This is a genomic window from Allobaileyella intestinalis (genome assembly GCF_009695865.1).
Classification (GTDB): Bacteria; Bacillota; Clostridia; order Peptostreptococcales; family Anaerovoracaceae; genus Allobaileyella; species Allobaileyella intestinalis.
In genome coordinates this window covers 344,012-355,536 of record NZ_VUNB01000002.1, presented here as the reverse complement: position 1 = coordinate 355,536, position 11,525 = coordinate 344,012, and the positions used below count along the sequence as shown (strand labels likewise).

Annotated in this window: 9 protein-coding genes, 1 rRNA gene and 1 riboswitch; of the genes, 2 read left to right on the top strand and 8 right to left on the bottom strand. The window is 46.5% G+C overall.

The features are described from left to right. The 5 genes from FYJ66_RS03495 to FYJ66_RS03475 all read right to left on the bottom strand — a co-directional run. Positions 1-231, bottom strand: a 16S ribosomal RNA gene (locus FYJ66_RS03495); the annotation flags it as partial. A 449-nt stretch (positions 232-680) separates the two neighbouring features. Beyond that, complete coding sequence (locus FYJ66_RS03490; RefSeq protein ID WP_154572113.1) at positions 681-1,391, bottom strand: HdeD family acid-resistance protein; 711 nt, start codon at positions 1,389-1,391, stop codon at positions 681-683. Positions 1,392-1,552: 161 nt separating this feature from the next. Then, entirely contained in the window at positions 1,553-2,335 is a 783-nt protein-coding gene (gene pgeF / locus FYJ66_RS03485; protein ID WP_154572112.1) for a peptidoglycan editing factor PgeF, read from the bottom strand. A 230-nt stretch (positions 2,336-2,565) separates the two neighbouring features. Then, on the bottom strand, positions 2,566-3,474 hold the full coding sequence (locus FYJ66_RS03480) for a phosphate acyltransferase (RefSeq protein WP_154572111.1): 909 nt from the start codon (positions 3,472-3,474) through the stop codon (positions 2,566-2,568). Between the two features lie 175 nt (positions 3,475-3,649). Then, a complete protein-coding gene (locus FYJ66_RS03475; RefSeq protein ID WP_154572110.1) occupies positions 3,650-4,360 on the bottom strand; it encodes a pentapeptide repeat-containing protein in 711 nt (236 codons plus the stop codon). Positions 4,361-4,447: 87 nt separating this feature from the next. Here FYJ66_RS03475 and FYJ66_RS03470 point away from each other — a divergent pair, with 87 nt between their 5' ends. Then, positions 4,448-5,452 carry a L,D-transpeptidase family protein gene (locus tag FYJ66_RS03470; RefSeq protein WP_154572109.1) on the top strand — a complete coding sequence of 335 codons (1,005 nt, stop codon included), beginning with the start codon at positions 4,448-4,450 and terminating at the stop codon, positions 5,450-5,452. Positions 5,453-5,544: 92 nt separating this feature from the next. Here FYJ66_RS03470 and FYJ66_RS03465 read toward each other — a convergent pair whose 3' ends face one another. Beyond that, on the bottom strand, positions 5,545-7,191 hold the full coding sequence (locus FYJ66_RS03465) for a Na+/H+ antiporter NhaC family protein (protein WP_154572108.1): 1,647 nt from the start codon (positions 7,189-7,191) through the stop codon (positions 5,545-5,547). A gap of 160 nt (positions 7,192-7,351) precedes the next feature. Further along, positions 7,352-7,548, bottom strand: a riboswitch (Lysine riboswitch). 241 nt (positions 7,549-7,789) lie between these two features. On the opposite strand from FYJ66_RS03465, the gene FYJ66_RS03460 reads away from it, so the two are divergent. Continuing rightward, positions 7,790-8,365: a manganese efflux pump MntP gene (locus FYJ66_RS03460; RefSeq protein WP_154572107.1), complete on the top strand. Its 576-nt coding sequence runs from the start codon at positions 7,790-7,792 to the stop codon at positions 8,363-8,365. Positions 8,366-8,410: 45 nt separating this feature from the next. On the opposite strand, the gene FYJ66_RS03455 is transcribed toward FYJ66_RS03460, so the two are convergent. Both FYJ66_RS03455 and FYJ66_RS03450 read right to left on the bottom strand, forming a co-directional pair. Then, positions 8,411-9,751, bottom strand: a complete 1,341-nt coding sequence (locus tag FYJ66_RS03455) for a penicillin-binding transpeptidase domain-containing protein (protein ID WP_154572106.1) — start codon at positions 9,749-9,751, stop codon at positions 8,411-8,413. 3 nt (positions 9,752-9,754) lie between these two features. Beyond that, a complete protein-coding gene (locus FYJ66_RS03450) occupies positions 9,755-11,383 on the bottom strand; it encodes an FtsW/RodA/SpoVE family cell cycle protein (protein WP_338071116.1) in 1,629 nt (542 codons plus the stop codon). Positions 11,384-11,525 lie beyond the last annotated feature (142 nt).

Below are 11,525 nucleotides of genomic sequence, written 5' to 3'. Positions count from 1 at the left end.
ATAAATCTTTGACCGGATCAACATGTGTTATTCCGGTTTCATGAGGTATTATTCATCGTTTCCAATGGCTATCCCTCTGTGTGAGGCAGGTTGCCTACGCGTTACTCACCCGTCCGCCGCTGTCCATCCTCTAAATTCTCCGAAGATTCATTAAAGAATTTCTCGCTCGACTTGCATGTATTAGGCACGCCGCCAGCGTTCATCCTGAGCCAGGATCAAACTCTTTATAATTTGTATTTAAAGCCTTTCGGCATTTAAATCGATCCTGATTTCAGATCTGACGCTTTGCGCTCGATCTCGTTTCGAAATCATTGTTTTAAAGAATTGTACGTGAACCATTTGACTTACCATCTCATGATTGCTATGTACATTGTCTTAAGTCTGTATTGCTACAGTTCTTTCGACTGGTTTCTTTGTACTATTTAGTTTTCAATGTGCTGTCATCGCTTCAAGCGACAACTCGTTTAGTATACCTCGGAATCAACTCTCTGTCAAGAACTTTTTTTATTTTCTTTTCAGAAATTTGTTCGTCAGTTCCGATGTTTACTGGTCGCTAAATACGACTTATTTAAGATACCACAGGATTGATTATCCTGCAAGTACTTTTTTCAAATTCATTAACTGAACCTTAATTTGACTTTAACCATGTATCAAATCATTTTCCAAATGAGGAAAGGTTCTTACCTGTTCCCCCGGGATCTTCTTCTGTCCTTGTCGTCTATCTTCATATTACCTGCCCTCGCAGCCTCACGACTAAGACGCTCTATTTTTCTCCTTGCAACATTTGTCTCTCTAATGCCTTCCTTTGCCTTTGCCATAGCTTTCTTTTCCTCGGCTTTAGCTTCTGCAAGACGCTCGTGAGTTCCTGTGAGGAATTCCGGGGCGTTGTACTGGATGTTCAACGCAAAGAGGAACCTGTTAGTTCCAATAAGGAACACAACTATGCCCACCATCATCAACACAGGGAAGTTGAACAGCGCAATATTAAAGAACATATATATTCCAAAGGCTGTTGTTATAACACCAAGAAGCTGGGTTACGTTCTCATCTTTTGAATTGTCTCTCAGGTTGAACCGCTTTCCGGACATTGTTCTCAGTCCTTCAATTACAGACCAGAGGGCGAATGTTGCCATAACTGCAGAATTCTCTGCCAGCATTCCAGTGAGTATTACGATTCCCAGTACAATGTAAATAAAGCCTTCTACATCAAGCTCTTCTGTGTTATGTCTGATGGCATATACTCTGTCTGCTATCAGTTCGCATATTCCCAGAAAGAGAAGAACTACACCTATTACGAAGGCTGCTCCTGCAAAAGGCACTGTGGAATTTGCTATACAGAATGTGCCCGCCGCCACTGTGGCAATGCTGGCAAACATCATCAATGTTCTCATTTATATATCCTTTCTCTTCTATCCTTTGAGAAAACTGCTGTTATGATACCATCAGAATTTTTCAGTTTCAACCTGACCACAAACAAACAGAGGCAGGACATGTAAATGAACCTGCCTGATTTCACTGTTGCTGTTATGGAGACTCCTTAATTTCCCTTAGATCAGTCCTGCTTCATCATGAGGAGAGCTGCCTGGCCTCCTCTGGCACGACCCTGTCTTCTATGGGAAAAATACAATTCCTCATTGTCGTAGGTGCACTGGTCGTTCATGTCAATATTTTCGTGAGGCACACCGCAGTCCTCCAGCACCAGCCGGTTAAGTCCCGCAAGGGAAACATGATATTTTCCCTCTTCCTCGTCGAAGTTCCACTGATCCGACCCGTCTACCAGCATCTCCTTAACTCTGACAATCACGTCGCTGTCACACTGGAACCTTTTCCGTGAAATACAAGGGCCGATCATGGCCACCATGTTCGATGGATCGCAGCCGTAGAACCTCACCATAGTATCCACTGCCCGCCTTGGAATTTCAGATACAGTACCCTTCCAGCCTGCATGGACCATGGCAATGGCGTTTTTCACAGGATCGAAGATATACACAGGCACACAGTCCGCATGGGTTGTCACAAGGGCCAGGCCTTTTTCTCTTGTAACCATTCCGTCATAATCTGTTCTCCACGGCTTGTACAGCCCCTCTCCCCGGAAGCTTTTATCCACGGGAATCACGTTGGCTGTGTGAGTCTGTTTAACCAGAACCATGTTGTGGGCATCTACCCCAAGAGATTCACCCCACAGCTCGTAATTTTTTCTTACATTTACAAAGGAATCTCCTGTGTTAAAGCTGAGGTTCATGGATTCATAAATCCCAGTGCTGATTCCGCCTTTTCTCGTGCTATATCCCCAAATGAGCCTGTCTTTATATCTGTCAAAATTTGCTGTGCCCATAATTGTCTCCCTTCTCCCTCGGTTTGTGGAACCGGGATTTTCTTGATTCCAATTATAACACTAACCTGATGATTTTCTTAGTAGCCTTCACACAACGAGCAGTCTGTTATTCCATATTTCCCTCATTCTCCTCACACCCCGGGCCCTGGCAGAACCTATTATTTTTTTGCAATGAAAAAACCGGGCTTCCGCCCGGCTGTCTAAAGTCGAAATTGTACGGCTTCCAGAAACTACATTGTAGCTGCTGCTGCAAATGCGATTGAATAATACTTCTCGTCTGCACCTGCTCCTCTGGATACCAGAACAACTGGAGCCTTTGCGCCTACAATGATTCCTGCCATTCTGCCATTTCCTGTAACAGTCCATGCCTTGCCTACCATGTTTCCGCAAGCCATGTTTGGTACCAGCAGTACGTCTGCATCACCGGCAACTGGTGACTGGAATCCCTTGAAATCAGCGATTTCCTTGTTCAGAGCGATATCGAAGGAGATTGGTCCCTCAACTACGCAGTTCTTGATCTCGCCTCTCTCGTTCATTGCCTTCAGCTCAGCTGCATCTACAGACTCAGGAGCCTTCTTGTTCAGCTTCTCAGCTGCGCAGAGACATGCAACCTTTGGCTCTTCATATCCCATAGCTCTCAGAGTATCTACAGCGTTGTCGATAACATCAACCTTCTGCTCCAGTGTTGGGTGAAGGAGCATTCCGCCGTCAGTGAGAACTGCAACCTTGTGGTATGTAGGTACCTCGAACAGACCAACGTGTGACATTGTCTTGCCCAGGTTCAGTCCAGTCTCCTTGTTAACAACCTGCTTCAGAAGATCTGCAGTCTGCATGCGGCCCTTCATGAGGAAGTCTCCCTCGCCCTCTCTGATCAGGCTTACAGCCTTCTTAGCTGCTTCAACATCGTCTTCCTCGTTGTAGATCTTAGCATCAGCAATGGCATCATATCCGCCCTCAGCGATGAGCTTCTTGATTTCCTCTTCCTTACCTACCAGAACAGCCTTGATCATGCCGTCCTTAACTGCCTCGTTAACAGCCTCCAGTGAGTGAGGATCGTGAGCACAGCAGAGTACCAGTCTCTTTGTAACAGGATGTGCCTTTACAGCAGCTGCCATTTCTTCAAAATTCTTGAAAGCCATTTTAAAATCTCCTTATTTAACTTTTCATGAAAAATCAGCCGGGGACAGTGTGCCTTCACCGGATAAGAAAGGTTTCCTACCGGCGGAGTACAGAACCCCATAACTGTGTTAATTATAACACAGTTTATTCCATTAATTAAAGACAGTGATCTCTTATATCATGCATAACCCGGTCCTATTTGGTCTGGTAATCCACACACTCCTGCCTTTCCATGAAGAAGTGGATTCCCGGAGAAGAATCCTTCCACCGGTCTTCCTCGAAGCTGCTGGGATAAACCCATTTTCCGGTCTCATAGTAAAAATCAGGGTCAACTGTAGACTGAGCCCAGTCGTACTTAATGGTCTCGTCGATGCTCTTGATGGAAAGAACTTTTGCCTTGCTGCACCGGCATGTATTGGCAGTTGCCGACACCCTCTTTGCGTCTGCAGGAATGAGGAGCTGCACCACCCTCCATTCTGTACAGCATTTCCAGCCAATAAAAGGCCCCGTCTCAGGGCACCTGAGCTTGTAGTACTGAGTTCTGTCGTCATATTTCAGCCCGTCCAGTTTGGCATATTCCAGCAGGGAACTGAAAATATTGGTGCCGGATATATCTCCGTCCGTCAGGTCTATCCACCGGAAAGTCGCCTCAGTTGCATCACAGTTGGTCAGCTTCACTCCGTGCATTGGACAGTCTTTGAACCACACTTTGTGTACGTTGTCGCCGTCCATGTCCGCCCCTGTGAGATCTACTTTTTCAAGAGTGGAGCCTGAAAAGTCTATGTTCCGCAGGTCTCTGCCTGCCAGATTGGCGTTGGCGATGTAGCGGTCTCTCAGATCAAGTCTTTTTCCTTCTTCTCTGGAGTCCAGGATGAGCTCCAGCTCTTTTCCTTCAATTACGTCCATAGCTGTTTTCCTTTCGCTCTTCCATATTGTGCTTCTCTATTATATAATTTCCAGACGTGCTTTGAATCTGATAATTGGTAATTTTGTATGAATAAAGCGAAACGATTCACCCATTCATCCACAGTAAAAATAATATTCCTTCTTGCCTTGGCTGCGGCTGTTGCTTTATCTTGTTCTTCTTGCTCTCCTGCTCTGAAGATCAAGGCTAAGTACGCCTACCAGAACCTGGATATAGAATACGGATTCCCTGTCCCCACTGATATAGACTCATATGCAGATATGTCCGGCATGACAGACGAAGAGAAGGCCTATATAAGGAAGCATTCATCTATTGAATACGATGGAGTAAAGGTTCCAGGCGCAGCCTACGACAAGCCAGGTGATTACAAACTTACCATTAATTATAACGGAAGGAAGTACCGGACATTTTATATTAAGGTGAGAGACCACAAGGCGCCGGAATTCACCAGGGCTGAAGACATGACCATCATAGCCGGCATGGCTGAAAGCACCCTCAGAGGATTCAGCAACGACCCTGACTACAACTCCATGTTTCAGGCTGTAGACGATGGTTCCGGACTTGATCTTCACATTGACTCATCATCAGTAAACGAGGACGAGCCAGGAGATTACAAGGTTTACGCCACCGCAACGGACTCCAACGGGAACAAGACCGAGAAGACAGCAGTGGTCCACGTTCTGAAGCCAGGATACGGACTGAACACTACATATGTGTATGTGAACACCGGCGAGCAGCACCTCACCTACTTTAAAGATGGAAAAGCAGTTCTTTCCTGTCCTGTGGTTACAGGAAACGTCTCAGCAGGCCACAGCACTCCTAAGGGAGTTTTCATGGTGAACTGGAAGTGTATGAACATCACCTTGAAAGGCGAGGATTACGAAAGCCCGGTAACATACTGGATGCCTTTTATCGGCGGCCAGGTAGGGTTCCACGACGCTCCGTGGAGAGGAGCCTTCGGCGGAAACATTTACAGGTACAGCGGTTCCCACGGATGCATAAACATGCCTTCATCATATGCAGCCCAGTTGTACAGCATGCTGGAAGTAGGTACGCCGGTGGTAATAGAATGATAATCAGAACAAAACAAAAGGACCGTTTCACTTCTATTCAGGTGAAACGGTCCTTTTAAGTGTATCAATTAAACTTTTCGTATCTGGCTTTTTTAAGCATTCTCTGCTTCTGCAGATGATCTTTCAACGATCTCTGTAACGTGAGCTCTCTTCTTGAGGAATGCCAGCGTTCCGATCATCAGAACGATTCCTACAGGAAGTGAGATAAATGCGCTCTTTGTAAATCCTGCAACAAGGAAGGTAACTGCTGATACGCACATTACAGTCATTGCGTAAGGCATCTGGGTCTCAACGTGGCTGATGTGATTACATGCAGCTCCTGCAGAGGACATGATAGTTGTATCCGAAATTGGTGAGCAGTGGTCTCCGCACACACCACCTGCCAGGCAGGCTGAGATTACTATGATTGTCATGTCAGGATAAGCCTCGGTAATTGCCAGTGCAATTGGAATCAGGATTCCGAAAGTGCCCCATGATGTTCCAGAGGCGATTCCCAGGCCGCATGCAATCAGGAAGATGATAGCAGGGAACAGTGAAACCAGCATTCCGCCGCTTACAAGTCCGCTGATGAATTTTGCAAGTCCCAGGCCATCTGTCATAACCTTCAGCGACCATGCAAAAGTCAGAACCAGAATTGGAGATACCATTGACTTGAATCCTTCAGGAACACAGTTCATGCATCCTGTGAAAGAAATTGTTCCTCTGACTACATAGAATATTATTGAAATAATAAGGGCCACAAGGCTTCCCATTGAAAGAGACTGGGCAGCACTGCAGTTAGCAAAGGCTGTTACGAAATCTGTGCCGCTGAAGAATCCTCCAGTATATACCATGCCGATTACGCAGCAGATAATGAGAACGATAACCGGGAACATCAGGTCGATAACCTTGCCGTGGGTTCCTGCATTCTCCTCTGCCTTCTCTGCATTGATGGCGTTCTCGTCTCTTACTGTGAAAAGGTCACCGTTTTCTATAGCATTTCTCTCATAGACAGCCATCTTGCTGTAATCGAAATTCATGATTACCAGTGAAAACAGCATGACGATTGTCAGTATTGCGTAGAAATTGAAAGGAATAGCCTGAATAAACACGCTCAATCCGTTCTGACCCTTTACAAATCCTGAAACTGCAGCAGCCCAGGAAGAGATAGGAGCAAGAATGCAAACCGGTGCAGCTGTGGCATCGATCAGATATGCCAGCTTAGCTCTTGAAATCTTGTATTCATCTGTAAGAGGCTTCATAACTGATCCAACAGTGAGGCAGTTGAAATAATCGTCTACGAAAATCAGCATTCCAAGAACGATAGTTGCGATCTCAGCACCCTGTCTTGTCTTGATTCTCTTCATAGCCCACTGTCCGAAAGCCCTTGAACCGCCGGACAGGTTCATCAGCGAAACCATGATTCCCAGAACCACCAGGAAAACGATGATTCCCATGTTGCCTGTATCTGTCAGGGATGCTACGATTCCGTCATTGAGCAGCCTGTTAATGATTCCCGAAAAACTCGGTCCTGCGTACAACACAGCTCCTGTAAGAACTCCCAGGAAAAGGGAGCTGTATACTTCCTTAGTTATTAAAGCCAGTCCTATGGCAACAACAGGCGGAAGAATGGACACCCATGTGGCGTAAAGTGCCGGCTTTCCGTCGCCGGCCATGGTAAAGGCAGTGAATCCGCTGACCATGAGAATGGCAAGGCCGATAATGTATATGACCCTGCTCCTGTTTGTTCGTGTACTCATTTGATAACCTCCAGATAAATGTGAAAAAGTAATTGTTTCTCCATGTTATTTCCGGGTTCCCCTGGTTTCTGTAAGAATCCTTAACAACTAAAAAGCCATGAATAACGTCTGAAACGTATCCATGGCAAGTAAACAATTACGGTATCCGCAATCACCTCAGACCATTGATAGCGCTCCACACAGACGGTGCCTCTTGCACGTCCCGATGTGACAGTACGTCATATATTGTATGACGGCCCAGATCTCCATGTTAAGGGTCCATGGTAATCTTCGGCGGCTCCCCCTTTCATCTCCCGGCAGTCTCCCTTTGACTATTGCCGGTGACTAATCTTGATCGCCGCAACCTCTATCGAGTCAGGTATTATTCAAATGGCTTATCTAATATAACAATTTTTATTGTACAAAGTCAACGGTTTTTACAAATAATTTGTGGCATTTACAAAAATACAAAACATCCTGGCAAACAGTTTCCCTGGTCACGAATTATGCTATAATAGCCTCCATTGTCTGACAGTCCGAAACCATATAAAGAACCGGACACAGAAAGAAACTAAGTTATTGCATCAATTCCAGAATACCGGAAAAAAGAGGAAACCACATGTCTATAATCGAAATAATTCTGCTGGGTGCAGGTCTGGCCATGGATGCCTTTGCCGTTTCAATCACCAAGGGTCTTCAGATGAGGAAAAACATACTCAAGAACGGCTCAATAATCGCTCTTTTTTTCGGAGGCTTCCAGGCGTTCATGCCACTTATTGGCTTCTACCTGGGCAGGCAGTTCATAGGTATAATCGCAGACTACGACCACTGGATTGCCTTTATCCTCCTGGCCCTCATAGGAATCAAGGCCATTGTGGAAGCCGTTAAATGTGATGATGAAGATGGATGCGCCTGTCAGGAATTCGCAATGAACTACCTTGAGCTTACGGGACTGGCAGTTGCCACCAGCATCGACGCACTGGCCGTAGGTATTTCACTGGCCATGATAAAGGGAATCAGCATCGGCCTTTCCGTTTCTATGATTGGAGTTACCACTTTCATCATCTCTCTGGCAGGCATATACATCGGTCACTTCTTCGGGGAAAAATTCAAACGCAAGGCAGAGATTGCCGGGGGAATAATACTGGTTCTCCTGGGGCTGAAGATTCTCCTTGAAGGCATCGGAGTTCTCTAACCATCAATTGCAGGTTAAACCCATGGCTCCTGATCATATCTCATCTTAATTGTCCTGAATCAAAGTGTTCAATACGTCGTTGGCAATAGGTCCTCCAACCTGATATCCGGTTCCTCCTCCCTGAACCCATATTACAAAGGCATAAGGATGGTCCGGATCATCAATGAATCCCACAAACCAGCCGTTGTTCTTATCTGTTCCCACTTCTGCAGTTCCTGATTTTGCGTAAATATCAAGTCCAGGGAAGTTTCCTGTACCGTAGGTTACTTCTACGTTGTTCTTCATCATGGACTTCAGCCTGTCTGCAGTGTCCTGAGACATGTACTCACCCATGGACTTTCCACCCGTAACCTTCCTGATAATATTGGAACTCTTGATCAGAGAAGGCTGAATGGCCTTTCCTCCATTGGCAATGGAGCCTACAAAAGCCATCATGGCAGCAGGGTTGACCTGGTCCTTGCCTTGTCCGATGCCGGCCCAGGAAAGGGCTACCTCATCATCTGAAGGGAAGTCAAAGGAACCAGCCGCTGTCTTTATTCCGTTAATATCCATAGAAGAAGTGAGGCCGCAGGCTTTCACTTCTTTTTTCATGTTATCTGCACCAACCTCTCTTGTAATGGCACCAAAGGCACCGTTACAGGAAACTGCAAGAGCTCTCTCGAAGTCTGAAGTCCCGTGGACACCGGTACATGCAAACTTGGCATTTCCGTAGTGATTCACACCGTCGCAAGTAAATGAGAAAGAATCGATATCCGGATCATATTCTATTGCGGCAGCACTGGTAACAAGCTTGAAGGTTGATCCCGGGGTCATCAGTCCCTGAAGGAAGGGATTGAAATAAATAGATGAATCCGGATCTGAAGGAAGTGTACCAAGAGGATCGAAGCTCGGCTTACATACCATTGTGAGAATCTCTCCTGTCTTGTAGTTGAACACTCCCACCGTTCCGTTGTGACTTCCGAGAGCCTCGTATGCCGCAACATTGGCCTTTGAATCAATGTTCAGCGTTATCTTTTTTCCGTCTTTGGTGGTGTCATAGGTTCCGTTAAGGAGGTTGTAGCCGATCAGACCACCCTTCCACATGTTGATGGCCCCTGTTGACATGTTTCCCTTAGGATCTCCAACTGCATGAACGGTGGACATCCTGAGAACACTGCTGTCAGGATAAACAACACCATTTGGAGTACACTGCATCAGCATTACATCGTTTCTGTCGTAAACCGTACCGCGGTTGATCATGCCGTTAGTGTAGATCTGGGTGTTCCCGTAAAAAGTAGCCCACTCTGCTCCATGAACCACCAGTCTCCAGGTGAAAACCACCAGTCCCAGGAAGAGGACGGCTGCCAGCAGAAGGCATATTCTTGCTCTGTTCTCAAGTTTCTGCATCTTCTACCCCCGCTTTCGTATGGCAATACTAGCATCTTTTCTCATGTCCGCCGCTTTGAAGTATGAAAGAAGGGCCCATGAGGTTATCATGCTGGTTCCTCCTGCTGAAACGAATGGGAACGTAACTCCTGTAAGAGGAAGGAGGTCCACTGCTCCGAAGACGTTCAGCATCGTCTGGAAAATAAACATAGTAGCTGCGCCGCATGCACCGATGGTATAGAAGGTGGACCGGCCCGCCATAATAGAGTTAACTGCGAAGAGGGAAAGAGTGATTATGCACAGTACCAGCAGCACTGCTATTACATATCCCCACTCTTCCATGACCATTCCGAAAACCAGGTCCGTATTAGAAGCTCCTACGGTTTTAAGAGAACCGTTTCCCGCTCCCAGACCAAGAAGGCCTCCGCCGGCTCCATAAGACATTGTCCTTGTCTGCTGGTATCCCATGCCGTCTGCATACTTCCAGACGTGACCCCAGGCACCGAATCTCGCTGCAATATATGGCTTGAACCTGAGGACCATCAGGCCCATGAGGAAGGCTCCCACAAATGTAAGGATGAGCCTTGAAAAGTCTCCGCTTCGCAGGAATGACACAACAAGATATGTGATGAAGAATATCATTGCTGTTCCGAAGTCTCCCATCAGCGCCAGACATCCCAGGCAGAAGAATGAGAACACAACGAACACCATCAGGTTTCTCTTGTCAAACAGCTCTTCCAGAGTGGCTGAGCCGATACAGATAAAGGCTATCTTGACCAGCTCGGAAGGCTGGACAGAAACTCCTCCGATATTTACCCAGTTGGCAGCACCGTACTTGATAGTACCGAAAACCAGGTTGAAGGCCAGAAGGCCTACGGAAAGCCAGATGAGAACAGGTCTTAGTTTCTTTGTTCTGTTCAGGTCTCTCAGGTAGATACACATGAAAAGGAACAAGCAGATTCCGATGACTATGGCAGCCAGCTGTTTAATTGCCGACGCCGGTGCAGAGGAGGCCGTTACCGCCATGGAGATGGTGGACATGAAGAAAGCGATGAGCTCCATCTCGAAACCTCTTGCTCCAAAGGAGCGGGATACAATTACGTAGACCCACATTATCACGGAAAGAAGAAGCATGGAAAAAACAGCCACCGGAGTAATCTTGGTACCCAGGGCAATAATAAGCTGGATAATAGTAAGAATCTGGAAAGCCGTAATGGCAATCATGGTTTTCCACGGCCTCATGGGCTTCTTGTCCAGTTTCCTCAGTTCTTCATTGTTGTTGCTCTCCTCGATGCTGACCGTTGCCAGAGTACACCTGGTTCCACCCATCACTATCTCATCTCCGGGGTTTATGATGTACCTTTTGCTTGGGATCAGCTGAGTTCCGTTTACAACAGTTCCGTTCTTTGAGTCCAGATCCTTGATCAGCCACTTGCCGTCCTTCCTGCGGATCAGTATGCACTGATTTTTCGAGATCGTGGGATTCTGCAGCCGTATGTCAACAGATTTGGATCTGCCGATAACGTTCTCCCAGTGAGTAATTGGAATTCCTACTCCATCTTCCACATAAAGATATCCCCAGACCTCAGGGGTTGCTCTTGTGGAAAGAAGGGAGAGAATGCATTTCAGGAGAATATATATGGCCAGCACCACAAACACCCATCTCAGCGTGGTGGTAAAAACCTTTGCAAAGACAGGCTGTGTATTGGCTATTCCTACTATTGTGTAAAATAAGCTGTTAATAGCACTCCTCCCTGTTCATAATCTTCAACATCTGGTGTATACAGATTATGCT